The sequence below is a fragment of the Parasphingomonas frigoris genome (assembly GCF_036663815.1).
Classification (GTDB): Bacteria; Pseudomonadota; Alphaproteobacteria; order Sphingomonadales; family Sphingomonadaceae; genus Sphingomonas.
Window position 1 is genome coordinate 148,445 of the sequence record NZ_JAXOJQ010000006.1, and the last position, 26,910, is coordinate 175,354.

A 26,910-nucleotide genomic window follows, 5' to 3' on the forward strand; every position below is an offset into this window, starting at 1 on the left:
CAAGTCCCCGAGCCGAAATGCGGCTTCGGGGCGGACGTTACACCGAGAAGCTGGAACCGCAACCGCAACCCGAAGCTGCCTGCGGGTTGGTCACCTTGAACGCGGCGCCGCCAAGCTCCTCGACATAGTCGACCGCCGAACCGCGAACGAGATCGAGGCTGATCGAATCGACGACGAGGCGCACCCCGTCCTGTTCGGCGACGGAATCGTCGGCATCGACCGAATCGGCAAAACCGAACTTGTACTGGAAGCCCGAGCACCCCCCGCCATCGACCGACAGTCGCAGGATGGCAGGCTTGCCCTGCTTGGCCGCGATCGCCGCGACGCGCGCGGCGGCCGACGGGGTCAGGGCGATTTCGGGAGCGAGGATGGTGGCCATGTCAGCAAGATAGGCCTTCGCTTGGGCAACGGCAACCGATCGCGAAACTCAGTCGGCGGCAGCAGGTCCGCCGACCGAGACCGGGATCGTAGTGATCGACTTGTCCTGCGCCGCGACGAGATAGTCGGCGGTCTGCAGGAACGGCACCGGATTGACCGCATGACCGTCGATCCGGACCTCATAATGGAGATGCGGGCCGGTCGAGCGACCGGTCGAGCCCATCAGCGCGATCAGCTGGCCGCGGTGGACGCGCGTGCCCGGCTCGACCAGGATCTTCGAGAGATGGCCGTAGCGCGTCTGGATGCCCTTGCCGTGGTCGAGCTCGACCATGTTGCCATAGCCGCCGGCGCGCTCGGCGCGGTCGACCAGACCGTCGGCGGTGGCGTAGATCGGCGTGCCGACCGGGCCGGGGATGTCGACGCCGGCGTGCATCGCCGCAGTGCCGCGGAACGGATCCGAGCGGATCCCGTAATTGCTGGTGTAATTGAGATGCGCGACCGGCTGTGCCGAGGGGATCGCGATGACGCCCTGCTGGAGCGTGTCGAGCTTCTTCCAGGTCATGAACAGCGAGCGGAACTGCGTGTCGGCACGCAGGTCGGCCTCGGTCGCGGCGCTGTCGGCGGCTTCGAACGGGCCACCCATCGCCGGCTGCTGCTTGGCAACGATCCGCGCCGGGTTGAGCCCGAGGCTGCGGACATGCGCGACCGTCTTGGCGAAACGCTGGTCGACGACGCGACGCGCCTGCGCGGCGACGGCGACCTGCTGCTGCTCGACCTTCTTGAGCGGTGCGACGACGTCGGCGGCGAGCGCATCGGCCTTCGGATCGACACTCGGGGTCGGCTTGGACAGTGCGGCGACATCGCCCTTGCCCGAAACGACCGCGACGAGCAGCGCCTGGCGCTGGTCGATCCGTGCGGCATGCGCCTGCGCGGCGGCCTTGATGGTGGCGACATCGGCCTGCATCTTGCTGACGCGGACCTGCATCTGCGCGACCTTGGCTTCTGGGGAGAGCGGCGCGCCGACGATGCCGCTGAGCGCTGCTGCGCCAACCGCAGCCTGCGCCACGCCATATGCCGAGAAGCAGAGGGTGACGCCGGCCACACCGGCCATCATCGCCTGGGCGCGCGCGCCGAGGCTGAAACGCTTGAGGTCGCGGCCGTCGTGGAAAATGAAATCCCGGGTCTTGAAGTAAGTCTTAACCTGCGACACGAGCCGCACACCAGACGCGATAGAAATTCGGTTCATTGGACCCCGACGATCAAATTGCGATTGCCGGAATATGCCAGCGCCCGCCCCTCTATCGCCCGGGTACAGCCCCCCTGCCCCGGACGGTTAGTGTCTGACGGATCGGGTGCGACTCACGCAAGGCTTAGTTCCGCCCGGCGCGGCCAAGCGGCAGGGTGACACGGCGAGTCGTTGAAAATGACGTCAGCGCCAGTCGTAAAATCCGCAGATCGCACGGAATCACTTAGGTTAGCGCCCTAACTGCGGCGAGTACCTCGTCGACATGGCCGGGCACTTTCACTTTGCGCCAACTGCGCGCCAGCACGCCGGCGGCGTCGAACAGGAAGGTCGCGCGCTCGATCCCCATATAGGTCTTGCCGTACAATTTCTTTTCGCCCCAGACGCCGAACGCTTCGAGCACGGCCCCCTCCTCGTCGCTCGCCAGCGGCACGGCGAGAGCATATTTGGCGATGAACTTCTGGTGCTTAGCCGGCGTGTCGCGCGATACGCCGAGCACATCGGCGCCGAGGGCCTGGAACTCGGGATAGAGCGCGCTGAAATCCTGCGCCTCGCGCGTACAACCGCTCGTGTCGTCCTTCGGGTAGAAATAGAGCACGAAGGGGCGCCCGCGTCGCTCGGCCAGCGACATGCGCTCGCCCGCCGGCAGGACCAGGTCGATCGCTGGAAGCGGGTCACCGTGTTCGATCGTCATGCCGTCCTCCGTTCAACCTGCGCCAGCCACGCCGCCACCTCCTGCCGCGTCGTCGCCAACGAGGCAATCACCGCCGCCCAATCGCCCATCCCGAGCGCCTGCGCGACCAGCTCCTGCGTCGCGGCCCCCGGCGGCTGCGCGTCAGGCGCGACGAGCCGCAGCGTGACGAGCAGCCGGGTCAGCACGTCATGCGCCGCCAGCATCGCCGATGGCGCGCGCCCGGCGGCGATCAGCGCGACGATCGCGCGGCTCAGATTGGGGTCGACCCCGAGCCCGGTCTCGAGCTGGACCATGTGCACCGCAAATTCGAGATCGACGAGCCCGCCCGGCAGCAGCTTGGCATCGAGCGGACCGAGCGGCGGCTTGTGCGCCGCCATGTCAGCGCGCATCGCGGTTGCATCGGCGATGACGTCGCGCTGCGGGCGATCGCCGCGCAGCACGCGATCGATGATCGCGCCGACCGTCGCGGCGGCGTCGTCCCCGCCGAACACGACGCGCGCGCGCGTCACCGCCATATGCTCCCACGTCCAGGCGCTCTCGCGCTGATAGCGCGCGAAGCCGTCGATCGAGACGCAGAGCGGCCCCTGCGTACCCGACGGGCGCAGCCGCGTGTCGATCTCGTAGAGCGGCCCCGACGCGGTCGGCACCGACAAGGCGGCGCTGATCCGCTGCGCCAGCCGGTTGTAATAGAGCACCGCGCCGAGCGGTTTCGGCCCATCGGATTCAGCGAGATAGTCGCCGGTGAACAGATAGATCAGGTCGAGATCGGAGGCATGCGTCAACGCGCCCCCACCCATCCGCCCGAGCGCGAGGATCACCAGTTCGCTGCCTGGCACGCGGCCGTGCGCGCCGGCGAATTCGGCGATCGTCGCGGCGGCGAGCACGCGGATCGCCGCCTCGGCGACGCGGGCATAGCCGGCCGAGACGTCGAGCGGATCGGCGGCCCCGGCGATAATCTGCGTACCGAGCGCGAAGCGTTTCTCGCCGACCACGCGGCGGACATGGTCGAGTCGCGCCTGATAATCCGCCCCGCCCGCCATTTCCGCTGCGAGCGACGCGACATCACCCACCGGATCGAGCGCGGTCGAATCGATCAGGCCGTCGATCAGTTCGGGGCGCCGCGCCAGCTCCTCGGCGAGCGTCTCGGCATGGCTGAGGATCAGACCGAGCAATCGCGCCAGCGCCGGCCGCGCCTCGAGCAAGCGGAAGAAATTCACCGCGCTCGACAGTCGCGCGAGCATCCGATCGAGCCGCACGATCGCCCCCGCCGGGTCGGGCGCGCCACCGAGCGCGGCGATCAGGCCGGGCAGCACCGCCTCGAGCGCCGCGCGCGCCGCCGGACTGCGCAGCGCGGGATAGCCGCCGCCACGCCATTGCTCGATCCGCTGCGCCGCCGCGACGGGCTCGCCAAAGCCCGCCGCGGCCAGTTGCGCGACGAGATGGTCGTGGCCGAACGACAGCGCATCGCCATCGTCGGGGTCGAGCGCGTCGTAGCTGCGCGCCGTCGCCGCGACATGCGGCCGCAGCATTTCGAGCAGCGCGCCGGCATCGGAAAGCCCGTGTAACCTGGCCACCCCGTCGAGCGCATCGCCGCTCGGCAATTGATGCGTCTGGCGATCCTCGATCATCTGCACGCGGTGCTCGATCGTGCGGAACAGCGTGTAGGCCGCGATCAGCGCGGTCGCCTCGGCGGGGTCGACCCACCCCGCCTGCGCCAGTGCCGACAGCGCCGCGCGCGTGGCGGGATTGCGTAAAGCCGGATCACGCCCGCCGTGGATCAGCTGGTGGATCTGGGTGAAGAATTCGACCTCGCGGATCCCGCCGCGCCCGCGCTTGAGATCGAAGCCGGCGCCAAACGCCTGCCCGCGCGCATAATGGTCGCGGATCCTTCGCGAAATGCCGCGGATCTCGCCAATCGCGCCGAAATCGAGCGCGCGGCGCCACACGAACGGCTGGATCGCGGCGAGGAACCGCTCGCCCATCGCGATGTCGCCGGCGGCGGCGCGCGCGCGGATGAAGGCGGCGCGCTCCCACGGCAGCGCGAGCGATTCGTAATAGGAAATGGCCGCATCGACCGACAGCGCGATCGGCGTGATCTCGGGCGACGGGCGCAACCGCAGGTCGACGCGCACGACATAGCCGTCGCCGTCGCGCGCCTGGAGAATCTCAACCACACGCTTGCCGATCCGCACCGCGGCTTCGTCCGCGCTCTCGCGGGGGCGGTGGGGCAGCGTGGCGGGATCGAACAACAGGATCGGATCGATGTCCGACGAATAATTCAGCTCGCGGCTGCCTTGCTTGCCGAGCGCGAGCGCCACGAAGCCGAGCGGCGCCGCGCCCGGCGTGCGCTCCTCGATCGCGGTACGGATCGCGAGATCGAGCGCGCGATCGGCAAAGTCCGACAGCGCATGCGTCACCGCGGTAAGATCGTCCGCTCCGGCGAGATCGCCGATCGCGACGCGCAGCGCGAGCCGACGGCGTTCGATCCGCAACCGCCGCGCTGGCGGCATCGCGGGATCGGTGATGGCGAGCGATGCGGGCGCAGGCAAAATGCCGGCCTCCATCTGGGCCGTCAGTTCTGGCTCGCGATCGATGAGGAGCGAAAGAAACGGCGCCCAGGCACGCGCACGCGCGATCGCATCCTGTAGTGTGGCCGAGTCGACAGCCGCGTTCACCGTTTGAGCCAGGGACTGTCAAGTCCAAACAAATACCTAGCAACCAACAGATAGTTTAACCGTTGTATAGCCATGTCAAAGCGACAGTTCCTTGCGGCGGAAAACGCCAGCTCGTCCACATATGTGGTCCGTGCACCATGCCGGTCCGACATGATGTCGACAAGCCTGCGTCGTGCCTATGCGGTCGTTGCCGAAGACAACGATCCGTTTGCAGACCTCATGGCCGCGCTAGACAGGATCGATCGGGACCCGCAGCGGGTGCGATGAGGCGCTCGCCGCGGTCAGCGGCGCTCGCGGCTCAGATCGTCGACTTCACCCATGATCGTGTCAAGCGCCGACATGCCCGGCTCGTTGCTGTGCGTGCGGCGTGAGGCGAGCGTGTTGTCGTTCATCACAGCCTCGAGCGCGACGCGGCCACGCGCGACGCGGCTCTTGATCGTGCCGACCGCGACACCGCAGATTTCCGCAGCCTCTTCATAGGCGAAGCCGCCTGCGCCGACGAGGATCAACGCCTCGCGCTGCGGCTGCGGGAGATGCAGCAAAGCGCGCTGCATGTCGCCCAGTTCGACGTGCTTGTCCTGGCTGGCCGGCGCGGCAAGGATGCGGTCGGCGACCAGATCGTCCCACTCGCCCTTGAAGCGCGCACGGCGCATCTGGCTGAGATAAAGATTGCGCAGGATGATGAAGGTCCAAGCGCGCATGTTGGTTCCCGCCTGGAACCGCAGGCGCGCGGCCCACGCCTTCATCAGCGTCTCCTGGACGAGATCGTCCGCGAGATCGCGATTGCCCGACAGCGATCGACCGAAGGCGCGCAGATGCGGGATTACCTGCGCCAGCTGCGCCTTGAATTCGGTATCCGACAGCGGGACATGCTCGACGACCGCGTCCGCGATATCCTGTTCGTCTTGGTCGATCGCGTCGGTCATGAAATCCAGTCTCGGCTTAACGAAACACAAATGGGGACGTTGGACCGCAAAGTCCATCATCCGGTTCGCGTCAGGGGATCAGCGTTGGTAATACACCAGCAGCGCCGCGAAGATCACCACGACCAGCGTGAGCGAAATGGCGAGCACATAACGAGTCACGTGGGGGGTGGCGCCGGCACGGGCTTCCTGGCCGGTCACTTCGATCTGATCGTCGTCGGCCATTCGCGCCCCCCTGTCGTTTTGGTTCCGTATCGTATGGAACCCAAACACATGGAGGCGCGAATGGGTTCCCTTACAGGACCGGGACGGTCGCCTGGTCGAAGAACAGCGCCTGCGCGATCGCCGCTTTGACGGTCGAACGCTGGAACGGCTTGGTGATCAGGAAGGTCGGCTCGGGGCGCTCGCCGGTCAGCAGGCGCTCGGGGAAAGCGGTGATGAAGATCACCGGGACTTCGAACTCGGCCAGGATGTCCTTGACCGCGTCGATCCCCGAACTGTCGTCGGCGAGCTGGATGTCGGCGAGCACGAGGCCCGGACGATCTTCCATCGCCAGCGCGACGGCTTCGTCGCGGGTGACGGCGACGCCGGTCACCTCATGGCCGAGATCACGGACGATCGTCTCAATGTCCATCGCGATGATCGGCTCGTCCTCGATGATCAGGACGCGCGCGCGCGTCTGCTTCTCGATTTCGGCGAGCGCCTCAGTGACGAGCGATTCGACCTCGCTGGTGTCGACGTCGATCAAATAGGCGGCGTCTTCGGGCGTAAAGCCTTCCATCGCGGTGAGCAGCAGCGCCTGGCGCGACAACGGCGTCATCCGCGCGAGCCGTGCGCGCGCGATCGATTCCTGGCCGTCACCGTCGTCCGCGCTCATATTCTCGGGCGTCTCGTCATAGTTGGTCGACGTCCAGATCGCGTGGAACATGCGATACAGGCCGAGCCGTGGATCAACTTCGCGCGGGAATTCGTCGGGTGCGGCGACGATCGCCTCGAGCGTGGCCCGCACATAGCGGTCGCCGTGGGTCTGGCTGCCGGTCAGCGCGCGGCCATAGCGACGCAGAAAGGGAAGATGGGGGGCAAGCTGCTGTCCTAGCGACATGACTGTCGGGGTCTCCCTGAGGTAATGATCGGAGGGCGTTGTGGAAGCGACCCCCCGGCAATGCAACGCGTTTCATCGCTCCGACGCCGCCGGAATTTAATTCGCATCGGGGGTGGAACCATCGAAGGACAATTTGGTTTCATGCTGGAATATGGATCGTTGCGATTACCCCGCAAGCGATCTACGAGCCACATTGTTACGGCAGCATATCAACTGTACCGGCGCCGCCGGTGTGTTCCAGGGGGACGGCATTGCGTTCGGGCGACGAATCTTCGAAAAAGCCGGGTGCGGCGCGCGCGTCCAGTTCCGGCGCGAAGGTTCAGAGCAAGGACCGCGACATGGGGGCGGCGCTCCGCACCGTGTATCAGCGCACGGTCGAGGAATCGATTCCGCCCGAAATGCTCGACCTTCTGGGCAAGCTAGACTGAGTTTTCGATGACGGACAGTGTCGGCGCGCCCGCTTCGCCCCCAGTCGCGTTCGGGCGGACGAACGGTTTTCTCGACAGGCTTCCGACCGGCGCCAAGGTCTTCCTGATCCTCAGCATCTGCTTGCTGCCGCTCGCCATCATCGCCTTCTTTGCGACGGTGCGTACCGCCGAACTCGCCGACGAGTCTGCTCGCGCCCAGATGCGCGTCACCGCCACCGAAAGCGCGCGCAAGCTGGCCATCGAACTGGTTGGCGACATGACCGCGCTGCGCGTCTCGCTGACCGCGCTCGAGGAAGATCCCGCCGACGCGCCGAGCTGTGCGCGCGCCCAGGGCGTGTTCGCCCCGCAGGCGGCCGAGGGTACGCGCTTCGTCATCTCGGATGCCCGCGGCCGCGCAATCTGCGGCGATCCGCTGCCGCGCTACGCCGCCCCGGCGCGTGCCGCGACCAGCGGCGCGATCACCGCGCGGCTGATCCCCGGCCAGGGATTGACGCTGTCGACCACCAGCCCGAGCGGACGAACCAGCGCCGCGGCCTTCTTCCCGACGCGCGTGCTCGCCGCAACCGCCGCGCCCAGCAGCACGGCCCAGCCCTATGAAGCAGCGCTGCTGCTCGACCAGGAGCAGCTCGTGCTGCACGCCTTGCCGCCCAAGGGCCCGCTCGAGCGGCGCTCGACGATCAATAGCGGCATCGGGCTCGCCAACGTCGTGCTGTCGACCCGCGTCCAGAGCGCGCCGATCACCTCGCCCGTACTAATCGCCCTGCTGCTGCCGATCGTGATGTGGGCGGCAGCGGCCGGCATCAGCTGGTTCGTCGTCGACCGGTTGCTGATCCGCTCCCTGCGCGAACTCCACACGCGCGTCGCCAATTTCGTCCCCGGCGAGGAAATCGACTCCGGCGTGATGCGCGCCCTGCCCGCGCAGGAAATCCGCGAGCTGGGCGAGACCTTCCGCGCGATCAGCCGGACGGTCGCCGAGCATGAAGCGGGCCTCGCGGAGGGCCTGGTGCGCCAGACCAAGCTGACGCGGGAAGTGCATCACCGCGTGAAGAACAACCTCCAGGTGATCTCAAGCCTGATCAATTTCCACGCCCGCGCCGCGCGCAGCGTCGAGGCGACGCAGGCCTATGCCTCGATCCAGCGCCGCGTCGATGCGCTGGCGGTGGTGCATCGCAACCATTTCGCCGAGCTCGAGGTCAATCGCGGCCTGTCGCTGCGGTCGGTGCTGGGCGAACTCGCCTCGAACATCCGCGCGACCGCGCCCGAGGATGCGCCGATCGGCATCCAGCTCGACATCGCGCCCTACCTCGCCAACCAGGACGTCGCGATCGCAATCGCCTTCCTGCTCACCGAGATCGTCGAGCTCGCCATGACGGTCAACCCGACCGCCCAGCTGCGCATCTCGGTCGCCGCCGGCGAGACACCCGAGCGCGCGACGCTGCGGATCAATTCGCCCGCACTGATCGACGACGACCGCATGCGCGTGCTGGTCGCCGAACGCTATGGCCGCGTCATCGAAGGCCTCTCGCGCCAACTGCGCTCGAAATTGCATTACGATCCGATGGTCGGCGCCTATGAAATCGCGGTCGCGGTCACCGGTCGCGACTGATCGCACCCGTGCCGACAAAAAAAACGGCGAATACGCATTTTTTTCGGAACCCGTCGTCGCGATCGCCGTTCTACTCTTCGGATAGCGAATTTATGCCCCCCCGCTCTCGCTATCCAAGACATGGGCCCGGACGACGCTACCTCCCCCCCCCCGGTAGCGCGCCCGGGCCCAATTACGTTCCGCTCCATCGCATCGCTTCGTCCCGTAAGCCGTTCGGCAGGCGGAACGAAACCGTGCGTCGCGCATTGGGATGGCGAGGCGCGCCCCTGGTTCGCGCCCGTGTTTTCAGGAGACATTCAATGCGTAAGATCACCCCGTTCGCGATCCTCGCCGCTGCGCTGCTGGTCGGCGCGTGCAACACCGTCGAAGGCGTCGGCAAGGACGTGAAGTCGGCGGGCGACACCGTTGCCAAGACGGCTGACAGCGCGAAATAACGCCAAGCGCCTGGCGCTACGACAAAGGCCGCTCCCGGATCCCGGGAGCGGCCTTTTGCATGTCTGCGCCGTTCGCCCCGCCGCCGCCGCGGCGCAGGATCAGCTTTCGACCAGCTCGGTCGACGCATCCTTGACGCGCTTGCGCTCGGTGAACCAGATCGCGATCAGCGCCAGTTCGTAGAGCGCGACCAGCGGCACCGCGAGCATGATCATCGACCCCGCATCGGGCGGCGCAAGCACCAGCGCCAGCGCGAAGCAGCCGACGATCGCGTAGCGTCGGCCAGCCACAAGCTGCTTGCGCGACACCAGCCCCGCACGCTCGACCAGCATCAGCAGGATCGGCAGCAGGAAGGCGAGCCCGAAGGCGAACAGGAACTGCATCACGAAATCGAGATAGGAAGCGACCGAGGTCAGCGCTTCCTGCTGGACGCCGCCGAGATTGCCCTGGAAGCTGAGGAAGAAGTGCAGCGCCGAGGGGATAGCGACGAAATAGGCCATGCTCGCGCCGACGATGAACAACACCGGAGTCGCGAACAGGAACGGCAGCAGCGCGCGCTTTTCCTTGGTGTAGAGCCCGGGCGAGACGAACGCCCACAATTGGTTGGCGATCACCGGAAAGGCGATCATCAGCGCCGCGAACAGCGCGACCTTCAACTGGACGAAGAAGCCGTCGAACACGCCGACCGTGACGACCTTGGTCTGCCCCGCCAGCAGCAACGGATGCACCAGCACGGTGAAGATCTCGCGCGAATAGACATAGGTGCCGATGAACACGACCAGCACCGCGACGATGCAGAAAAACAGCCGCTTGCGCAGTTCCACCAGATGATCGAGCAGCGGCGCGCGGCTGGCTTCGAGGTCGTCGACGGGTGCGTTCACGGATGCGCCTTGGATACGGGTTCGGCGGCTGCGGGCAGCGCAGTTGCGGTGTGCGTCGGGGCGGCGTCGGTCGCGCCCTGCGGCGCGGGACCAAACGGCTCGGCGGTCCTCGGCGTCGCGGTCAGCGCCGGTGTCTCGACCATCGTCGGCGGTGCGGTGCCCTCGGTGCCGTCATAGCCGACGTCGATCGCATCGTGCGACGCGGGCAAATGCGTCGATTCTGGCGGATGCTCGCGCATGATCCGCTCATTCTCCGCCGCCCACTTCTTTTCCATGTCCTGCAGCTCGGCCTCGCGCACCATCGTGTCGAAGCCAGAGCGGAACTGGTTGGCGACGCCACGCACCTTGCCGAGCCAATGGCCGGCAAAGCGCATCGCCTTGGGCAGGTCCTTGGGCGGGATCACCAGCAAGGCGACCACCCCCAACAGGATCACTTCGGACGAGGCGACATCGAACATGGCAGCGCGATGCCGCTAATCAGACTTCGGTGTCGCGGATGCGATTGCCGTCACGGTCGAACACGGGGTCCGCCGCGGCCTTGGCTTCGATCCGGCTCGGCTCGCGCTTGGGCTCGTCCTCTTCGGCCATGCCCTTCTTGAACGACTTGATGCCCTTGGCGACATCACCCATCATGTTCGAGAAACGGCCGCCGCCCAGGACGAGGATCGCGATCCCGCCGAAGATCAGCCAGTGTACAATACTCAAACCACCCATGATCGATCTCCTAAGGTCCGCCCTATCTAGTCCTGCTCGCCGGAAACTTCCACCTCCGCGTCCATCTCCCGGTCCACTTCGTTACCGACCTCGCCGTCGGCATCGATGCGATCGAAAGCGAGATCGACCGGATCGAGCAGCCCCGCCGCGCGAAGATCGTCGATCCCCGGCAAGTCGCGGCGGCTCGCCAAGCCGAAATGGCCGAGGAACGCCGGCGTCGTCGCATAAAGCAGCGGCCGCCCGGGCACCTCGCGCCGTCCGGCGGGCCGAATCCACCCCGCCTCCATCAATACGTCCAGCGTGCCCTTAGAGATGCCGACCCCGCGAATCGCTTCGATTTCGGCGCGCGTCGTCGGCTCGTGATAGGCGATGATCGCGAGCGTCTCGATCCCCGCGCGGCTGAGCTTGCGCGGCTCCTCATGCGTGCGGCGCAGCAGGTGCGCCATGTCGGCGGCGGTCTGGAAATTCCAGCGCTCGCCGCGCTTCACGAGCTCGACCCCGCGCCCGGCATAGTCGGCCTGCAGCGCGAGCAGGGCCGCGCGCACCTCGACCCCCTCGAGCTGCGTGCGGATCGCGTCGGTCGTCATCGGCTCGGTCGCGGCGAACAACACCGCCTCGACCGCGCGGACGATCGCATCGGGCGGCGTCATGCCCCCTGCCCCGCCGGCGCGCGCAGATAGAGGGGCGCGAAGGGCGAATGCTGGCGCAGTTCGGCCTTGCCCTGCTTGGCGAGTTCGAGCGCGGCGACGAAGCTCGAGGCGAGCGCCGATTTGCGGAACACCCCGGTCGCGCTTTCGGGCAGGAAGCTCTCGATCGTCCGCCACTCGAGCGTGATGCCGAGCAACCGCGCGACCCGCTCGAGCGCGGCTTCGAGCGTCATCACGTCGCGGTGCGCGACGACGTGCATCACCGGCCGCGTCCGCGCGGTGATGACGCCATACGCGGCGATCAGGTCGAAGATCTCGGCCTGCCACAGCGCCTTTCGGTGCGTGCGCAGACCTTCGGGCGCACCGCGCAGGAAGACATCGCGCCCGATCCGGTCGCGCGCCACCAGCCGCGCGCCGGCCTCGCGCATCGCGCTCAGCCGTTCGAGCCGCAGCTGCAGCCGCAGCGCGAGGTCTTCCGGGCTCGGTTCGACCTCGGGGTCGCGCGGCAGCAGCAGGCCCGATTTGAGGTAGGCGAGCCACGCCGCCATTACCAGATAGTCCGCCGCCAGCTCGAGCTTGATCGCGCGTGCCTGCTCGACGAAATGGAGATATTGGTCGACCAGGGCGAGGATCGAGATCGCCTTCAGATCGACCTTCTGGCTCCGCGCAAGCGCGAGCAGCACGTCGAGCGGGCCTTCCCAGCCATCGAGGTCGAGCGTCAGGGTTTCGGGGACGTCGGTCATTAGGGAGACGCTACCAAATCGCGGGCGGCGCGAGAACCATCTCAATCCTCCCCCGGGAACCGGGGGAGGTGGCAGGCGTAGCCTGACGGAGGGGGCCCTCTCCGCGTGCGCAGCGCTTGTGGCTACGCCCCCTCCACCACCAGCCCGAAGAAGGCTGGCGGTCCCCCTCCTCCGGTTCCCGGGGGAGGATTTAGGTGAGCGCGAGCAGGGCGTCGCGCTTGGCAATGAGCGCGGCGAAATCGCCCGCGGGTTTCACCCCCGCCACGCTTGCCATCGCCCGATCCAGCCGCGCCCTCGAAACAACCGACATCTCGCCAAGCCGTGCGGCGATGTCCTCCATTTCGTCCATCCGCCCCCAGCAATCGAGCACCAGGTCGCATCCCGCCACGATCGCACTCGCGGCCTTGTCGCCTGCGGTTCCCGACAGCGCCTTCATGTCGATGTCGTCGGTCATCAGCAGCCCGTCGAAACCGATGCGGCGGCGGATGATGTCCTCGACCACCACCGGCGACAGCGTCGCGGGCCGCGCCGGATCCCATGCCTCGAACACGATGTGAGACGTCATCCCCATCGGCGCGTCCTTCAGTCGTACGAACGGCGCGAGATCGACGTCGAGCTCGGCATCCGACGCGGTGACCGTCGGCAGATGATAATGCGTGTCGACCAGCGCGCGGCCATGCCCCGGCATATGCTTGACCACGCCGACCACGCCGCCGCGCTGCAACCCCTGCAGGATCGCGCGGCCGAGCGCGGCGACGCGCATCGGCTCGGAGCCGAGCGCGCGCGTCGCGATCGCGTCGGTGGTGTCGGGCTGCGACACGTCGAGCAAGGGCAGGCAGTCGACGTTGATCCCGACCTCGGCGAGCATCAGCGCGATCGCCTCGGCATTGGCGCGCACCGCCTCGATCGCCGAAATCGGCGCAATGTCGTAGAGCGCGTCGAAGGCGGGACCAGCGGGAAAGGCCGGCCATTCGGGCGGCCCCATCCGCGCGACGCGGCCGCCTTCCTGGTCGATCAGGATCGGCACGTCATCGCGCCCCGACAGCGCGCGCAGGCTGTCGGTCAGCGCGCGGACCTGCGCCCGGTCCGCGATGTTGCGCTTGAACAGGATGTAGCCGGCCGGCTCGGCGGCAGTGAAAAAGCTGTGTTCGGCGGGCGTGAGGGCGAGGCCGGACAGGCCGAAGATGACGGGCTTCATGCGGGCGGCTTAGCAACAAGTGCCCGCTAAATTAAGCCCCTCCCCTGAAGGGGAGGGGCGAAATCCGTCAGCCGCGCGGGACGAAGCAGGCCTGCCCGGCGGCGGCGAGCTTGGCGCACAGGCTGGTCGCCTGGCCGGCGCTGCCGGCATTCACGCGCAGCCGATATACGGTCTTGCCGTTGACCTGTGCTGCCTGGACCGACTTGCCGAGCGGTGCGAGATACGCCTGCCGCTTCGAGATCGTCCGCCAGTTGGCATCGGCTTCGGCTTCGCTCGCGAACGATCCGAGCTGGACGAGCGCGCCACCCGACGTGCCCGACTTGGCCGCCGGGATCGCGGTGACCGCCTTGCTTGCCCCTGCATCGACCTTCGCCGGCGGCGCTTTCTTGCCGGCGACCGGCGCCTCGGGCAGCGCCTTCATGTCGATCGCGGCATTGCCGGTCGCGGAACCATTGCTGGTCGCGATCGCGCTGTCGCCCTCGCCTTCGACCTTGACGCCGCCGGGATCGTCGGGCTTGACCTTATAGTCGCCTTCCTGCGCCGCGATCAGCGCGCCGTTGCCGTCGCTCCCCTGATGCTTCTTGTAATATTGATACCCAAAGATCGCCGCAGCGACGACCAGCAGGGCCAGCACGATCAGGCCGATGATCTTTACGACCGACGGGCCGTCATCATAGTCGTCCTCGACCGTTTCCAGCCAGGGAAGGCGATCCTCGTCGCGCATGTCATACTCGCCTGCCATCAGTTCATCTCCTGGACCGCCTGGACGCCCATGATGCCCAACCCGTTGCGGATAATCTGCCCGATTGCATCCGCCAAGAAAAGCCGCGCGCACGTCATCGCCGGATTATCGGGCAGCAGGAAGCGCCGGTCGGGCCGGTCGTTGCCGACATTCCACAAAGCATGGAGCGAAGCAGCCAAGTCATAGAGATAGAAGGCAATCCGGTGCGGTTCGCGCGCCGCCGCAGCGGTGTCGACGATGCGCGGGAATTGCGCAGCGAACTTCACGAGCGCAAGGTCCTCCGTGTCAAGTTGGGACAAGTCGATCGTATCGCACACAATTCCCGCCTCGGCCGCGCGGCGGTGGAGCGATGCGACACGCGCGTGCGCATAGTTGACGTAAAAGACGGGGTTGTCCTTCGACGCCTCGACCACCTTGGCGAAGTCGAAGTCCATCTGCGCGTCGGCCTTGCGTGTCAGCATGGTGAAGCGGACGACGTCCTTGCCGACTTCGTTCACCACATCGGCGAGCGTGACGAAATTGCCCGCGCGCTTCGACATCTTGATTGGCTCGCCAGCGCGCATCAGGCGGACCATCTGGACGAGCTTGACGTCGAAGCGCGTCTTGCCACCGGTCAGCGCCTGCACCGCGGCGACGATCCGTTTCACCGTGCCGGCATGGTCGGCACCCCAGATGTCGATCAGCGCGTCGGCCGACTGCGCTTTCTGGAAGTGATAGGCGAGGTCGGCGCCGAAATAGGTCCATTGCCCGTTCGACTTCCTGATCGGCCGGTCCTGGTCGTCGCCGAACTGGGTCGAGCGGAACAGCGGGAGCACGACCGGCTCCCAATCCTCGAGCTCCTGCCCCTTGGGGGCCTCGAGCACGCCGTCGTAAATGAGGTCGCGCGAGCGCAATTCGGCCTCGGCCTCCTCGGGCTTGCCGGCTGCCTGCAGCTCGGCTTCGGACGAGAAGAGGTCGTGATGGATGCCGAGCAACGCGAGATCGGCCTTGATCAGCACGAGCATCGCCGCGACCGCCTTGGTGCGGAACAGCACGAGCCACTCTTCCTCGGGCTTGCCGACATAGGCGTCGCCAAATTCGGCGGCGAGCGCCTGGCCGACGGGCACCAGGTAATCGCCCGGATACAGGCCCTCGGGGATCTCGACGGTCTCGCCGAGCGCCTCGCGGTAGCGCAGGTGGACCGAGCGCGCGAGCACGTCGACCTGCCCGCCCGCGTCGTTGACGTAATATTCGCGGATCACCTTGTGCCCCGCGAATTCGAGCAAGGCGGCGAGCGCATCGCCGACCACCGCGCCACGGCAATGCCCCATGTGCATCGGACCCGTAGGATTGGCCGAGACATACTCGATGTTCACCGTGGTGCCCGCACCGCGGTTCGAGCGGCCGTAATCGTCGCCCCCGTCGCGGATCGCCGAGAGTTCGGCGCGCCACGTATCGTCGGTCAGGCTCATGTTGATGAAGCCCGGCCCGGCGATCGACACCGTCTCGACTTCGTCCAGCGAACCCAGATGCGCGACGATCTTCTCGGCGAGCGCACGCGGGTTGGTCTGCGCCGGCTTGGCCAGCACCATCGCGGCGTTGGTGGCGAGATCGCCATGCGTCGTGTCGCGCGGCGGCTCGACCGTGATGTTCGCGCGGTTGAGCCCGGCGGGCAGATCGCCGCTGGCTTCAAGGGCATCGAGCACCGCATCGATATGCGCGGCGAAACGGGTGTAGAGGGTCATTGGGGCACGTCCGGTGGTGTCTGCGAGCGCGCGCCTTAGCGGATACGGAAGGCGGCTTCAAATCACCTTCGTCCCTCCCCGTGCCGCGGAGGATTTTCGGTGGTTGATCGCGGCACGAAACTGCGCCTACCAACGGCGCATCTCCCTTCCGAAAGGTCGCCCATGAATCGCACCGCTCTTCTGCTCGCCACCGCCGCCGCTGCGCTTACGCTGGCGCCGGTCCATGCCCAGCAGAAGGCGTCGACCGCCGCCCCCGTCGGTGGCGATATCCCCGCCAAGTTCAGCCCGCCCGAAGCCGATCGCGATTACGTCAAGCGCGAGGTGATGATCCCGATGCGCGACGGGACCAAGCTCTACACCGTGATCGTCTACGCCAAGGGCCTGACCAACGCGCCGATCGTGCTGACGCGCACGCCGTACAACGCAAAAGGCCGCGCCAACCGCATGGACTCGGCGAGCGAGCTGTCGACGCTGCCGCTCGCCGACGAGATGTTCGTCAAGGGCGGCTACATCCGCGTCTATCAGGACATTCGCGGCAAATACGGCTCTGAAGGCGACTATGTCGTCACGCGCCCCGTCATCGGCCCGCTGAACCAGACCAAGGTCGATCACACCACCGACGCCTATGACACGATCGACTGGCTGGTGAACAAGGCGAACCTGCCGGAATCGAACGGCCGCGTCGGGATGATCGGATCGTCCTACGAGGGCTTCACCGTGGTGATGGCGCTGCTCCATCCCCATCCCGCGCTGAAAGTCGCCGCGCCGCAGAGCCCGATGATCGACGGCTGGATGGGCGACGACTGGTTCCATTACGGCGCGTTCCGCCTGCCCAACATCGGCTGGCTCGGCTCGCAGACCGGCTACAAGGGCGAGGGCAAGGCGCCCCCGTCGGGCGGCTATGACGATTACGACAATTTCCGCACCATCTCGGCTGGCGATTGGGCGAAGAAGTCGGGCTACGACCAGCTTCCCTATTGGAAGCGGATGGTCGAGCATCCCGCCTATGACGGCTTCTGGTCGGGCCAGGCGCTCGACACTTTGCTCGCGGCGAGCCCGTCGAACGTCCCCACGCTGTGGGAACAGGGCCTGTGGGATCATGAGGACATGTGGGGCGGGATCCACAGCTATGAGGCGCTGGTCAAGGCTGGGCACCAGTCGAACAATTATCTGGTGATGGGCCCGTGGCGCCACAGCCAGGTCAATCGCGAGGGCCGCACGCTCGGGCCGCTGACGTGGAACGGCGACACCGCGCAGCAATATCGCGAAGACATGGTGCTGCCCTTCTTCAACCAGTATTTGAAGGACGGCCCCGCGGTCACGCTGCCCGCCGCCGCAATCTACAACACTGGCGCGAACCATTGGGACAACTTCCCCAAATGGCCGCTGTCGTGCGACACCGGCTGCGACACGCCGCTCACCCCGCTCTATCTGCAGGCCGACAAGGGCCTCGGCTTCGAGCGCGCCGCGAGCGGCGGCGACAGCTATGTGTCCGATCCCGCCAACCCCGTCCCTTATCTGCCGCGTCCGATCAATTTCGACGATGGCCGCTGGGGCGACTGGCTGGTGTCGGACCAGCGCTCGGTCGACGGCCGCACCGACGTGATGAGCTATTCGACGCCGGCGCTGACCAAGACCGTCAAGGTCTCGGGCGTGCCGTGGGCCGACATCTTCGCCAAAACGACCGGCAGCGACGGCGACATCGTCGTCAAGCTGATCGACGTCTATCCCGACGAGGTGGCGAGCAACCCCAAGATGGGCGGCTATCAGCTGGCGATCAGCCTCGACATCTTCCGCGGCCGCTATCGCGAGAGCTTCGCCAAGCCGAGCGCGATCCCGGCTGGCAAGACGCAGCAATATCGCTTCCGTTTGCCGGCGGTGAACCATGAATTCCTGCCGGGGCACAAGATCATGGTGCAGGTGCAGTCGTCGCTGTTCCCGGTCTACGACCGCAACCCGCAGACCTTCGTGCCGAACATCTTCCTGGCGAAGCCCGCGGATTACAAGAAGGCGACCGTCACGATCGAGCATGGCGCCGCGGGGGCGAGCGCGGTGCTGCTGCCGGTGGTGGCGAAGTAACGGCTGCCGCCTTTTCGGCACCCTCTCCCGCCGTTCGCCCTGAGCCTGTCGAAGGGCTGTTCTTCTTGCGACCCGCGACAAGAAGGACAGTGCTTCGACACGCTCAGCACGAACGGAGCTAGGGTCGCGCGTCGGTCACACCAGCCCGCTGACCGCCTTGGTCCCCTTGCTCAGCGGGAACAGCGCCGCCATCGCGCGCGCCGGCTCGACGCCGAAATGCCCCGCCACCGCGCCGGCGATGAAGGCGTCGAGCTGCAGCGTCGGCTTGAGGTCGCGCCCCTCGAACAAGGCCGCCTGTTGCAGCCCCGGCCAGTCCGCCAGCACCCGCCCGCCGCGCACCGCACCGCCGAGCAGCATCGCCGAGCTCCCCGTCCCGTGATCGGTCCCGCCGGTGCCATTCACCGCGACGGTCCGCCCGAACTCGGTCGCGACAAGCACCATCGTGTCGCTCCACAGCGGTCCAAGCCCCGCCTGCAGCGCGCCGATCATCGCATCGAGCCCCTTCAACTGCGCGCCGAGCCGCTGGCGCTGCTGGGTATGCGTGTCCCAGCCGCCGGTCTCGATCATCGCGATCCGCGCACCGTTGGCGGGCGCGAGCAGGCGCGCGGCAAGCGCCCCCGTAGCCGCCGCATTGGCACCGCCCCCCGCCGCCAGATCGCTGGTCAGCTCGCGCGTGCTCATCGCCTCGCTCCACAGCCCGTGGAGCTGTGTGTCGCCCTGATAGAGCATCGCCACACGCTGCATTAAATCGTCCGAGGCTTGCGGCAGGTTCGACGGCGCGTAGGACGACACGTCGTGCGGCCCGCGTAACGCCAGCGGCACCGTCGCCGACACCGCGATTGCCTTTGCCTGCGTCGGCGGCAGCACGCCGAGCAGCCGATTGAGCCAGCCGTCCTTGACCTGATAGGCGCTCAGCCCGCCGCTCTCGAGCACATTCTGCCCGTCGAAATGCGAGCGATCGCGGTACGGCGAGGCGACGGCGTGCGCGAACAGCACCTGCTTTCGGCCGTACAGCCCCTGCAGCGTCGTCATCGTCGGGTGCAGCGCGAACATCCCATCGAGCTTGCCCGCAGTGGCGAAGTCGGCGGCGAGATCACCGCGCGCGCCGACGAATGCCGGATCGCCGACCGGCGCAACGATCCCCATGCCGTCGGCCGCACCGCGCTGGATGATGAAGACGAAGCGTTTGTCGGTCTCGGCCTTGGCGAAGGCCATGCGCGGCGCCAGCGCCAGCGCGAGCGCACCGGCGCCCAGGAAGGTACGACGATCGAGAAAGGGCATGTCCATGGCTTATCTCCGCATGAATTCTGGCGCGACGAGCAGCAAGGCGAGTCCCTGCGCCGGGCTCTCGCAATTGGCGAGCGCGGCGGTCGTCGCCGGGCTGACCGCGCCGGGCAGCAGTTTGGGCGCCAGCGCGCGCGCGTCGACGTTCGCCGCGCGCGAGGCGAAGCGTTCGGCCGCCTCGACGCGGCGCAGCACCGCATCAGGCCCCGCCCAGCTGCCGGCGATATCATCGTAGCCGATCGGCTGGCCCGGCTTCCACGTCGGCTGGCCGAGCTGGTTGAGCAGGCCGACCATGGCCTGCGGATCGGCGGTCTTGACGTTCAGCGCGCGCATCGACGAGATCGTCCATTCCCACGGCGTCTTGAACTTGAGCGGCTGCTCGACCCACGCCTCGGGCGAGGCGATCAGCGCGCGGTATACCGTCGGCAGGTCGCCACCCGATTTGAGGAACGCCGCCTGCAACCGCGCGACCATCGCCGGCGGCGGGGCGTCGCCCGCGAAGTGGCGCGCGAGCTTGCTGGCGATGTGCGTCGCGGTGGCGGGCGAGACCGCGACGTCGGCGAGCACCGCACTCGCCTGTTCGACCCCGCCGGCCGGATAGGTCTTGCCGATCACCAGCCGGTCGCCGGGCTCATGCAGCGGTGCCGCGAACACGAAATCGCCGGGCAGCCCGTCGGTCCCGGCAGCGCGCGCGCCCGGCCCCTGCCCGATCCCGGCGACGGTCCAGCCGGTCATCGCGCGGGCGAATTCGGTGACGTCGGCCTGGCTGTAGCCGGTGCGCACGCCGAGCGTATGCAGCTCGAGAATCTCACGCGCGAGGTTCTCGTTGAGCCCGACCTTGCGATTGCCGCGCGCGGCGATCTTGAGGCCGAGCGGCGAATTCGGACCGACCGAGACCGCCTGGTCGAGATACAGCAGCATTGCGGGGTGCTGCTCGACCGCCATCAGCATGTCGTGGAAGCGGCCGAGCACGTGCGGGCGGATCGCCTCGAACTCGAGCGTGCCGGCGAGCCCGACGACCTGCAGCTTGTCGGCCGACACCGCGAAATGATTCGCCCAGAAATGCACCAGCCGCTCGACGAACGGCGTGTCGCTGATAAGCGCCTGCGTCACCCGCGCGCCGACCGCGCCGGCATAATCCTCGCGGCCCGTGCGCGCAGCGAACTGGCGCGCCTGCTTCATCGCATCGTCGCGCGGCGGCTTTGCCGGCATGCTTGGCGCCATCCCCGGCGGCTGCACCGATTGTGCGCCCATCTGCATCCCGGCGGGGGCGGCACCGGGCATCGGCGCGACCGCGCCGGTTGCCGCCGGCGGATTGGGCCGGTTGCCCTGCTGCGCGCGAAGCGCGCGCTGCTGGCGGAAATAATCGGCGAGCTCGCCCGCCACCGCCGCGCTGCTCGCCGCGCCGGCGATCGCATCGGGATGGGGATCATATTTGGCGAACTGTCCGGTCAGCCAACCGACCGGGTCACTCGGCACCGGCTGATCGCCGCGCGCGCCCAGGCCGAAGCGGTTGAGCGCGATACTTGCCTTGCTCATCAAGCCTTCCTCACAACGCCCCCGATGTGTGCCCCTGCAGCGCTATCGCAACAAACTGTCGCAAGATTATGCCCGATGCGGAGCGACGCGTTCGTTTCGTGCAACTGGTCGCGCGTTCTTTGCGCTTGGGCTTATGCTGCACTGCAATAAAGACACTCCCAACAGCACAATCCATCTTTGGGGAGAGGATGCGCATCGGCTTTCGACCTTCGAAAGGAACGATCATGCTCAAGACTTTCTTCGCCGCCACCGCCCTCCTCGCCGTTTCGGTTGCACCTGCCGTCGCCAAGACCGGCGTGACCAAGACCTTCACGCGCGATGGCGAAACCTACACCTACAAGACGATCGACAAGGGTGATCACATCCTGATCAGCGGCCGCCATCAGTCGGGCAGCGCGTTCGAACTCAACGTCCGTGGCGATCAGGTCACCGGCGTGTCGGGTGGCGTTCCCGTTGCCTTCACCGTCGCCAATGCACAGTCCAAGCTGAGCTCGACCGAGCTGGCTTCGCGCTGATTTGAGCGGGACCCTGCACAGGGTCTAGTCCTCACGACCGTCACCTCGGTACAGCGCCGGGGTGACGGCGGAGGACGCAGCGCGTTCGACGCTCCAGGGCGTCCTTCAAAACCCTTCGGGCAGATCGATCGGCCCGACCACCTCGCGATAGCGCGCAACCGCATAATGATCGGTCATCCCGGCGATGAAGTCGGCGATGTGGCGGCTGCGCCACGGCTCTCCGTCCGGCATACGCGTCGCCCAATCCCCCGGCATCAGCCGCGCGTCGGCACGATAGGCCGCGAACAATCCCCCCACGATCCCCTCCGCCGCGCGTGCCGCCTCGAGCTGGCGCGGGTGGTGATAGAGATTGGCGTACATGAAGCGCTTCAGCACGCGCTCATCCTCGCGCATCTCGGGCGAAAAACCGACCAGGCAGCGCCCCGCGGCGCGCACATCCTCGGCATCGCCGATCCCGGCCAGCCGCGTCCGCGTCTCCGCGATCAGATCATTGACCATCGCGCCGATCTGCGAGCGAATCAGCTCGCCGACCAGCCGCGCCGGCGCGACATCGGGGAAGCGGGCACGCACCGCATCCCAGCCGCGCGCGACCAAGGGCACGCTCAGCAATTGGTCGAGCGTCAGCAGCCCGGCGCGCAGGCCGTCGTCGATGTCGTGATTGTCATAGGCGATGTCGTCGGCGATCGCCGCGACCTGCGCCTCGAGGCTCGACCAGCGCGGCAGGTCGAGCGGAAACGCCGCATCGCATTCCGCCAGCGCCCAACGCGGTTTCTTGATCGGGCCATTGTGCTTGGCGAGCCCCTCGAGCGTCTCCCACGTCAGGTTGAGCCCGTTCCAGCGCGGATAGGGGCTGTCGATCGTCATCAGCGCGCGCAGCGTGTTGCCGTTGTGATCGAACCCGCCCTGCCCGGCCAGGGCCGCCTCGAGCGCATCCTCGCCGGCATGGCCGAACGGCGGATGGCCGATGTCGTGCGCCAGCGCCAGCGCCTCGGTCAGATCCTCGTTGAGCCCGAGCGTCCGCGCGATCGTCCGCGCGATCTGTGCGACCTCGAGACTGTGCGTGAGCCGGACGCGGAAATGGTCGCCGTCGGGCGCCATGAACACCTGCGTCTTGTGACGCAGCCGGCGGAAGCTGATCGAATGGATGATGCGGTCGCGATCGCGCTGGAAGGCATCGCGTGGGCCCCGCGCCGTCTCGGGCGTGCTCCCCTTTTGTTCTTCATGGAGGCGACCGCGGCTGCGCTCCGGGTGAGAGGCCCAGGGCGAAGTTACGGTCATGACGGTCGGTATTCCACGAATCGAAAGGTCATTTGCCGCCGAGCTTGCTGATCTTCTGCCCAGCATCGCTGACGAAGACGAAGCCCGACAGGCCGTCCTTGGCGATCTTGTTGACGAACGCCTGGGCTTCTTCGTCGGTCTTGAACGGGCCGGTCAGGATGCGGTTGGTCGCGCGCAGCGGCGTCGTCCAGCCGCTACGCCCGGCGAGCTGCTTGTTGGCGCTGCGCAGCTTCGACCATTGCTTGGGCAGGTCGTTCTCGTTCGCGCCGCCCGCCACCTGCACCCACACGCGCGACGGTTCGAGCAGCTTGGGATCGTTCTTGCGCTTTTCCTCGGCGGCTTTCTTGGCGTCGGCGATCTTCTTGTCGGCGGCAGCCTTCTTCGCGTCGGCCAGCTTCTTGTCGGCGAGCGCCTTCTTGTCCGCCAGCGCCTTCTTGTCCGCCGCCGCTTTCTTGTCGGCGAGCTTCCGGGCGTCCGCCTCGGCCTTGCGCTCGGCAGCGGCTGCCGCGACGGCGGGATCGACCGCGGGCGTGGCGATTGGCGCGCGGGAGACCACGGCGGGTGCGGGCTCGGCCGGCAACTCGTTCCCCGGCACCTTGATGTCGGAAATGATCGCCGCGAGGATCGAATCCTCGCTGCGCACCGGCGCCGGCGTAACGGGCACGACCGCGACGGAGGCCGCCGACGGCGCGGGATACGTCGGGGTGGGTGTCGAGACGGTCGCAGGAACGGCCGTCGCGGGAACAGTCGGCGCCGCGCCGAAGGTCGTCGACGCACCCGTAGCCGGCGCAGCGCTGCCAGTGACGACCGGCGACGCTTCCGCCACGGCGCTCAGCGGCGGTGCGACGGTGGTGGTCGGCGTGGTCTGCTGGAGGATCGGCGCGCGGGGTCCGAACACGGTCTGCGGCTGTGAGGTCGTGGCGGCCGGCGGCGTCACGGTTGCGACGCTGCTCGGCGCGGACTGCGAAGTCGCGGGGGCGGTGTAGGGCGAACGGGCCGCCGTGTTTGCCGCGAACGTGGAAGACGGTGCAGTGGGCGCGGTCGACCGAACCGAACGCTGCGGGGTGACGCCGGTCGATGCCACGCCAGCAGGCGCGGATTGCGCCATGGGCGGCGCAATCGTCGGAGTCGCGCTCGTCCCCGGCACGCGCTGGACATAGGTGACCGGCGGCACACTCGTCGTTGGACGTGCCGCGGTGGCGTAAGGCGAGGTCCCGGATGACGCCGGGGTCTGCGACGGAACACGGATCGCGTTCGACGCCAGCGTCACCCCACTCGCGGGCGACGCATAGGTCGGACGCGCATAGGTCGGCGCGGCGTAAGGCGGCGTGCCAGACGTCGGGGCAGAATAGGTCGGCGTGCCATAGGCGGTGGTGCCATAGACCGGCGGCGCCGGCAGCGGCTGCGGTGGCGGGGTGGTCGCCGCGGCGATCGCGACGCGCCCACGGTTGCGCCGCGCCTCGCGCGCCTTGCGCCGCTCCTCGCGCGCGTCGACCTTGACCGGCACGACCGGCTTGGCGACCGCGGCCACCTCGACCGGGGCGGTCGGATCGGGGCCCAGCGCGGCGAGCGGCGGCACCAGCCGGGCGTCGTTGACGCGATCGATGCTCGGCCGCACCTCGCCGAAATGCACCGCAAAGGCACGGTCGGCGGGCCGCAGACTCGGCAGGATGGTGAAGAAGGGTTGCAGGCCCTGCGCCATGCCGGCGGGCATCATGCTCGTCGCGATCTTCTCGGCGCCGGCCCGGTCACCGCCCATCGCCAGGATGAACGCGCGCGCGCGCCACGCGCCGCGATCGCTCTTGCGCAGCAGCAGGTCGATCTGCGTCAGCGCCAGCTCGCGCTTGCCCGAAATGCCGAGCGACAGCGCATAGCGGCGCAGCGTTTCGTCGTTCGGCCCGGCCCGCAGCGCGACGCGATAGTCGCGCTGCGCCCGCTCCTGCTCGCCGACCAGATCATAAGCGAGGCCACGATCGGCGGCGAAACTGCGTGGGTCGGCGCCGAGCCGCTCGGCTTCGGCGAAATGGCGCAGCGCGTCGCCGGGCCGCTCGGCCGAGACGAGCAGGCTGCCCTCGCCCGCCTTGACGCGCGCATTGCGCGGATCGATCCGCTCGGCACGCGCGAAGAAGGCGGCAGAGGCGGTATCGTCGTCCAGCTTGAGCGCGAGTTCGCCAGCCCGGATCAGCGCCTGCAGATCCTGCGGGTTGGCCGCCAGCAGCCGGATCTGGCTCGCGAGCAGGTCGGCGTCGGACAGCGGCTGCACCGTATAAGGTGACGGCACGCTGGCATAAGGCGACGGATAGGTCTGGGCGGTCGCCCCGCCGGCCAGCCCCAGCGCGAGCGCGGAAATCGAAACGGAGAGACCAACGGCGCGCATGGACAATCCTAGAGCGGGTTGCAACGGACGCGGCAAGCAAACAGACAAAGGTGCTGCGACCAACCGACACCCATCGGCGGCGAGCGGCGCACGCAGGCCGCTCGCCCGTCCGACAGGCCGCTGTCCGAACCGCTTACTGGTTGTTCTGGCGGTGCAGGAAGCGCGGAATGTCGAGCGGGTCCTTGTCGGGCGCAGGCTCCTCGTCGCGCGCGGCGCCACGCGAAACGCTCGACATGCGCTCGAACAGGGTGCCGCCAAGCTTGACGCGCGGTGCGGGTGCGGCGGGCTCGGGCGTCGGCGCAGGGGCCGGCGCCGCTTCGGCGGCCGCAGCGGGCGAACCCGGCGAGAGCCAGCGGCGGCGGGTTGGCGCTTCGCTCGGCGTATCGTCGGCCGCTGGCTTGGAAGGCTCGCGCTCGTCGCCGAAGGTCGGGATCGGCGCAGGTGCGGGCGCCGGGCTCGGCTCGGGAGCGACGGCGGTGTCGCTGTCGAGCACCAGCTCGTCGACTTCGGCCGGCGCCGGTTCGGCGGCTGGCGCCTCCGCGACGGGCTCGGGCGCTGCCGTGTCGGTGGGGACGGGGGCTGGCCCCTCATTCTTCTTGGCACCCGAGAAGCTGAACGCGCGCGAGACCGGCGGTGCGACCGGGAGCGGGCGCGCTTCGGCCTCTATACCGGTGGCGACCACCGACACGCGGATCTTGCCCTCGAGCTCGGGATTGAACGCCGAACCCCAGATGATGTTGGCGTCCTCGTCGACCAGCTCGCGAATGTGGTTCGCGGCTTCGTCGACCTCGAGCAAGCGCATGTCGTCGCCGCCGGTAATCGAGACGATGACGCCCTTGGCGCCCTTCATCGACACGCCGTCGAGCAGCGGGTTGGCGATCGCCTTCGACGCCGCCTCGATCGCGCGATTGTCGCCCGAGGCCTCGCCCGTGCCCATCATCGCCTTGCCCATTTCCTGCATCACCGAGCGAACGTCGGCGAAGTCGAGGTTGATCAGGCCCGGCATGACCATCAGGTCGGTGATCCCGCGGACGCCCTGCTGGAGGACCTCGTCCGCCATCTGGAACGCTTCCTTGAAGGTCGTGTTCGCGTTCGCCACCAGGAACAAGTTCTGGTTCGGAATGACGATCAGCGTGTCGACATACTTCTGCAGTTCCTCGATGCCCGCCTCGGCGCTCTTGGCGCGACGCGTGCCCTCGAAGGCGAACGGCTTGGTGACGACGCCGACCGTCAGGATGCCCATGTCGCGCGCCGCCTTGGCGATGACCGGGGCCGCACCCGTGCCGGTGCCGCCGCCCATGCCGGCCGCGATGAAGCACATGTGCGAGCCTTCGAGCATCTTGGTGACCTGCTCGATCGTCTCTTCGGCGGCAGCGCGGCCGATCTCGGGGCGCGAACCGGCGCCGAGCCCTTGCGTGATCTTCGCGCCGAGCTGGATCTTGTGGCTCGCGGTCGATTGCTTGAGCGCCTGCGAGTCGGTGTTCGCGACGAGGAACTCGACGCCCTGCACGTCGGCGCGCATCATGTTCGCGATAGCGTTGCCGCCTGCGCCGCCGACGCCGATCACGGCGATGCGCGGCGTGAGCTCATCGACTTCTGGCGGCAAAAATTCGATGCTCATGTCCGGTCTCCAACCAGCGCCCACACCCCGGCGCGAAACTAATATCAACTGTTCTTGCACCATCGCTTGCGGTCGTTCCAGCGCGAA

25 protein-coding genes are annotated in these 26,910 nt (G+C 67.7%); 5 read left to right on the top strand and 20 right to left on the bottom strand.

Features of this window, described 5'->3' with window-relative positions; genetic code table 11:
- Nucleotides 1–37: 37 nt before the first annotated feature.
- From erpA to U1872_RS17890, 7 genes are all read right to left on the bottom strand, one after another.
- The gene (gene erpA / locus U1872_RS17860; RefSeq protein ID WP_332794269.1) at nucleotides 38–379 is read right to left on the bottom strand and encodes an iron-sulfur cluster insertion protein ErpA; all 342 of its coding nucleotides are present in this window, start codon (nucleotides 377–379) and stop codon (nucleotides 38–40) included.
- A gap of 48 nt (nucleotides 380–427) precedes the next feature.
- The gene (locus U1872_RS17865) at nucleotides 428–1,624 is read right to left on the bottom strand and encodes a M23 family metallopeptidase (RefSeq protein WP_332794270.1); all 1,197 of its coding nucleotides are present in this window, start codon (nucleotides 1,622–1,624) and stop codon (nucleotides 428–430) included.
- A gap of 223 nt (nucleotides 1,625–1,847) precedes the next feature.
- On the bottom strand, nucleotides 1,848–2,315 hold the full coding sequence (locus tag U1872_RS17870) for a peroxiredoxin (RefSeq protein ID WP_332794271.1): 468 nt from the start codon (nucleotides 2,313–2,315) through the stop codon (nucleotides 1,848–1,850).
- The gene (locus U1872_RS17875; RefSeq protein ID WP_332794272.1) at nucleotides 2,312–4,990 is read right to left on the bottom strand and encodes a [protein-PII] uridylyltransferase family protein; all 2,679 of its coding nucleotides are present in this window, start codon (nucleotides 4,988–4,990) and stop codon (nucleotides 2,312–2,314) included. Before U1872_RS17875 ends, U1872_RS17870 begins: the two co-directional genes overlap by 4 nt.
- Before the next feature lie 281 nt (nucleotides 4,991–5,271).
- Nucleotides 5,272–5,916, bottom strand: coding sequence for a sigma-70 family RNA polymerase sigma factor (locus U1872_RS17880; protein WP_332794273.1), 645 nt, complete (start codon nucleotides 5,914–5,916; stop codon nucleotides 5,272–5,274).
- Between the two features lie 78 nt (nucleotides 5,917–5,994).
- A complete protein-coding gene (locus U1872_RS17885) occupies nucleotides 5,995–6,138 on the bottom strand; it encodes a hypothetical protein (RefSeq protein ID WP_332794274.1) in 144 nt (47 codons plus the stop codon).
- A gap of 70 nt (nucleotides 6,139–6,208) precedes the next feature.
- Nucleotides 6,209–7,015, bottom strand: coding sequence for a response regulator (locus tag U1872_RS17890; protein ID WP_332794275.1), 807 nt, complete (start codon nucleotides 7,013–7,015; stop codon nucleotides 6,209–6,211).
- A gap of 251 nt (nucleotides 7,016–7,266) precedes the next feature.
- On the opposite strand from U1872_RS17890, the gene U1872_RS17895 reads away from it, so the two are divergent.
- The 3 genes from U1872_RS17895 (at nucleotide 7,267) to U1872_RS17905 (ending at nucleotide 9,483) form a co-directional block, all read left to right on the top strand.
- Nucleotides 7,267–7,443 (top strand): hypothetical protein, encoded by a 177-nt coding sequence (locus U1872_RS17895; protein ID WP_332794276.1) that lies wholly within the window; start codon nucleotides 7,267–7,269, stop codon nucleotides 7,441–7,443.
- A 7-nt stretch (nucleotides 7,444–7,450) separates the two neighbouring features.
- Nucleotides 7,451–9,049 carry a sensor histidine kinase gene (locus U1872_RS17900; RefSeq protein WP_332794277.1) on the top strand — a complete coding sequence of 533 codons (1,599 nt, stop codon included), beginning with the start codon at nucleotides 7,451–7,453 and terminating at the stop codon, nucleotides 9,047–9,049.
- Nucleotides 9,050–9,348: 299 nt separating this feature from the next.
- Entirely contained in the window at nucleotides 9,349–9,483 is a 135-nt protein-coding gene (locus tag U1872_RS17905; protein ID WP_332794278.1) for an entericidin A/B family lipoprotein, read from the top strand.
- 99 nt (nucleotides 9,484–9,582) lie between these two features.
- On the opposite strand, the gene tatC is transcribed toward U1872_RS17905, so the two are convergent.
- The 8 genes from tatC to argS form a co-directional block, all read right to left on the bottom strand.
- A complete protein-coding gene (gene tatC, locus U1872_RS17910) occupies nucleotides 9,583–10,362 on the bottom strand; it encodes a twin-arginine translocase subunit TatC (protein WP_332794279.1) in 780 nt (259 codons plus the stop codon).
- Complete coding sequence (tatB, locus tag U1872_RS17915) at nucleotides 10,359–10,820, bottom strand: Sec-independent protein translocase protein TatB (RefSeq protein WP_332794280.1); 462 nt, start codon at nucleotides 10,818–10,820, stop codon at nucleotides 10,359–10,361. The genes tatC and tatB overlap by 4 nt, the downstream gene beginning before the upstream one ends.
- Nucleotides 10,821–10,839: 19 nt before the next feature.
- Nucleotides 10,840–11,076 carry a twin-arginine translocase TatA/TatE family subunit gene (locus U1872_RS17920; protein ID WP_332794281.1) on the bottom strand — a complete coding sequence of 79 codons (237 nt, stop codon included), beginning with the start codon at nucleotides 11,074–11,076 and terminating at the stop codon, nucleotides 10,840–10,842.
- Nucleotides 11,077–11,102: 26 nt separating this feature from the next.
- Complete coding sequence (gene scpB, locus U1872_RS17925; RefSeq protein ID WP_332794282.1) at nucleotides 11,103–11,726, bottom strand: SMC-Scp complex subunit ScpB; 624 nt, start codon at nucleotides 11,724–11,726, stop codon at nucleotides 11,103–11,105.
- Nucleotides 11,723–12,466: a segregation and condensation protein A gene (locus U1872_RS17930; RefSeq protein WP_332794283.1), complete on the bottom strand. Its 744-nt coding sequence runs from the start codon at nucleotides 12,464–12,466 to the stop codon at nucleotides 11,723–11,725. Before U1872_RS17930 ends, scpB begins: the two co-directional genes overlap by 4 nt.
- A 190-nt stretch (nucleotides 12,467–12,656) precedes the next feature.
- Entirely contained in the window at nucleotides 12,657–13,664 is a 1,008-nt protein-coding gene (locus U1872_RS17935; RefSeq protein WP_332794284.1) for a glycoside hydrolase family 3 N-terminal domain-containing protein, read from the bottom strand.
- 67 nt (nucleotides 13,665–13,731) lie between these two features.
- Nucleotides 13,732–14,406 carry an SPOR domain-containing protein gene (locus U1872_RS17940; protein ID WP_332794285.1) on the bottom strand — a complete coding sequence of 225 codons (675 nt, stop codon included), beginning with the start codon at nucleotides 14,404–14,406 and terminating at the stop codon, nucleotides 13,732–13,734.
- Nucleotides 14,406–16,130 carry an arginine--tRNA ligase gene (gene argS, locus U1872_RS17945; protein WP_332794286.1) on the bottom strand — a complete coding sequence of 575 codons (1,725 nt, stop codon included), beginning with the start codon at nucleotides 16,128–16,130 and terminating at the stop codon, nucleotides 14,406–14,408. Before argS ends, U1872_RS17940 begins: the two co-directional genes overlap by 1 nt.
- Nucleotides 16,131–16,292: 162 nt before the next feature.
- On the opposite strand from argS, the gene U1872_RS17950 reads away from it, so the two are divergent.
- Nucleotides 16,293–18,209: a CocE/NonD family hydrolase gene (locus U1872_RS17950; protein WP_332794287.1), complete on the top strand. Its 1,917-nt coding sequence runs from the start codon at nucleotides 16,293–16,295 to the stop codon at nucleotides 18,207–18,209.
- Nucleotides 18,210–18,344: 135 nt separating this feature from the next.
- Here U1872_RS17950 and U1872_RS17955 read toward each other — a convergent pair whose 3' ends face one another.
- Together U1872_RS17955 and U1872_RS17960 are read right to left on the bottom strand one after the other, a co-directional pair.
- Nucleotides 18,345–19,496, bottom strand: a complete 1,152-nt coding sequence (locus U1872_RS17955) for a DUF1501 domain-containing protein (protein WP_443025408.1) — start codon at nucleotides 19,494–19,496, stop codon at nucleotides 18,345–18,347.
- A gap of 3 nt (nucleotides 19,497–19,499) precedes the next feature.
- Nucleotides 19,500–21,032, bottom strand: a complete 1,533-nt coding sequence (locus U1872_RS17960) for a DUF1800 domain-containing protein (protein ID WP_332794288.1) — start codon at nucleotides 21,030–21,032, stop codon at nucleotides 19,500–19,502.
- 224 nt (nucleotides 21,033–21,256) lie between these two features.
- Here U1872_RS17960 and U1872_RS17965 point away from each other — a divergent pair, with 224 nt between their 5' ends.
- Nucleotides 21,257–21,547: a hypothetical protein gene (locus tag U1872_RS17965; protein ID WP_332794289.1), complete on the top strand. Its 291-nt coding sequence runs from the start codon at nucleotides 21,257–21,259 to the stop codon at nucleotides 21,545–21,547.
- A gap of 105 nt (nucleotides 21,548–21,652) precedes the next feature.
- Here the strand turns inward: U1872_RS17965 and U1872_RS17970 are convergent, their stop codons facing one another.
- From U1872_RS17970 to ftsZ, 3 genes are all read right to left on the bottom strand, one after another.
- The gene (locus U1872_RS17970; RefSeq protein ID WP_332794290.1) at nucleotides 21,653–22,825 is read right to left on the bottom strand and encodes a deoxyguanosinetriphosphate triphosphohydrolase; all 1,173 of its coding nucleotides are present in this window, start codon (nucleotides 22,823–22,825) and stop codon (nucleotides 21,653–21,655) included.
- A gap of 28 nt (nucleotides 22,826–22,853) precedes the next feature.
- Nucleotides 22,854–25,202: an SPOR domain-containing protein gene (locus tag U1872_RS17975; RefSeq protein ID WP_332794291.1), complete on the bottom strand. Its 2,349-nt coding sequence runs from the start codon at nucleotides 25,200–25,202 to the stop codon at nucleotides 22,854–22,856.
- A 133-nt stretch (nucleotides 25,203–25,335) separates the two neighbouring features.
- A complete protein-coding gene (gene ftsZ, locus U1872_RS17980; RefSeq protein WP_332794292.1) occupies nucleotides 25,336–26,823 on the bottom strand; it encodes a cell division protein FtsZ in 1,488 nt (495 codons plus the stop codon).
- Nucleotides 26,824–26,910 lie beyond the last annotated feature (87 nt).

Coding starts and splice junctions, on each gene's coding strand:
- U1872_RS17935 (WP_332794284.1), bottom strand. CDS start 13,664: ATGAAGCCCGTCATCTTCGGCCTGTCCGGCCTCGCCCTCACGCCCGCC.
- erpA (WP_332794269.1), bottom strand. CDS start 379: ATGGCCACCATCCTCGCTCCCGAAATCGCCCTGACCCCGTCGGCCGCC.
- U1872_RS17880 (WP_332794273.1), bottom strand. CDS start 5,916: ATGACCGACGCGATCGACCAAGACGAACAGGATATCGCGGACGCGGTC.
- U1872_RS17890 (WP_332794275.1), bottom strand. CDS start 7,015: ATGTCGCTAGGACAGCAGCTTGCCCCCCATCTTCCCTTTCTGCGTCGC.
- argS (WP_332794286.1), bottom strand. CDS start 16,130: ATGACCCTCTACACCCGTTTCGCCGCGCATATCGATGCGGTGCTCGAT.
- scpB (WP_332794282.1), bottom strand. CDS start 11,726: ATGACGCCGCCCGATGCGATCGTCCGCGCGGTCGAGGCGGTGTTGTTC.
- U1872_RS17965 (WP_332794289.1), top strand. CDS start 21,257: ATGCTCAAGACTTTCTTCGCCGCCACCGCCCTCCTCGCCGTTTCGGTT.
- U1872_RS17955 (WP_443025408.1), bottom strand. CDS start 19,496: ATGGACATGCCCTTTCTCGATCGTCGTACCTTCCTGGGCGCCGGTGCG.
- U1872_RS17920 (WP_332794281.1), bottom strand. CDS start 11,076: ATGGGTGGTTTGAGTATTGTACACTGGCTGATCTTCGGCGGGATCGCG.
- U1872_RS17870 (WP_332794271.1), bottom strand. CDS start 2,315: ATGACGATCGAACACGGTGACCCGCTTCCAGCGATCGACCTGGTCCTG.
- U1872_RS17905 (WP_332794278.1), top strand. CDS start 9,349: ATGCGTAAGATCACCCCGTTCGCGATCCTCGCCGCTGCGCTGCTGGTC.
- U1872_RS17975 (WP_332794291.1), bottom strand. CDS start 25,202: ATGCGCGCCGTTGGTCTCTCCGTTTCGATTTCCGCGCTCGCGCTGGGG.
- U1872_RS17885 (WP_332794274.1), bottom strand. CDS start 6,138: ATGGCCGACGACGATCAGATCGAAGTGACCGGCCAGGAAGCCCGTGCC.
- U1872_RS17960 (WP_332794288.1), bottom strand. CDS start 21,032: ATGAGCAAGGCAAGTATCGCGCTCAACCGCTTCGGCCTGGGCGCGCGC.
- U1872_RS17950 (WP_332794287.1), top strand. CDS start 16,293: ATGAATCGCACCGCTCTTCTGCTCGCCACCGCCGCCGCTGCGCTTACG.
- U1872_RS17970 (WP_332794290.1), bottom strand. CDS start 22,825: ATGACCGTAACTTCGCCCTGGGCCTCTCACCCGGAGCGCAGCCGCGGT.
- U1872_RS17930 (WP_332794283.1), bottom strand. CDS start 12,466: ATGACCGACGTCCCCGAAACCCTGACGCTCGACCTCGATGGCTGGGAA.
- U1872_RS17900 (WP_332794277.1), top strand. CDS start 7,451: ATGACGGACAGTGTCGGCGCGCCCGCTTCGCCCCCAGTCGCGTTCGGG.
- U1872_RS17940 (WP_332794285.1), bottom strand. CDS start 14,406: ATGGCAGGCGAGTATGACATGCGCGACGAGGATCGCCTTCCCTGGCTG.
- ftsZ (WP_332794292.1), bottom strand. CDS start 26,823: ATGAGCATCGAATTTTTGCCGCCAGAAGTCGATGAGCTCACGCCGCGC.
- tatB (WP_332794280.1), bottom strand. CDS start 10,820: ATGTTCGATGTCGCCTCGTCCGAAGTGATCCTGTTGGGGGTGGTCGCC.
- U1872_RS17865 (WP_332794270.1), bottom strand. CDS start 1,624: ATGAACCGAATTTCTATCGCGTCTGGTGTGCGGCTCGTGTCGCAGGTT.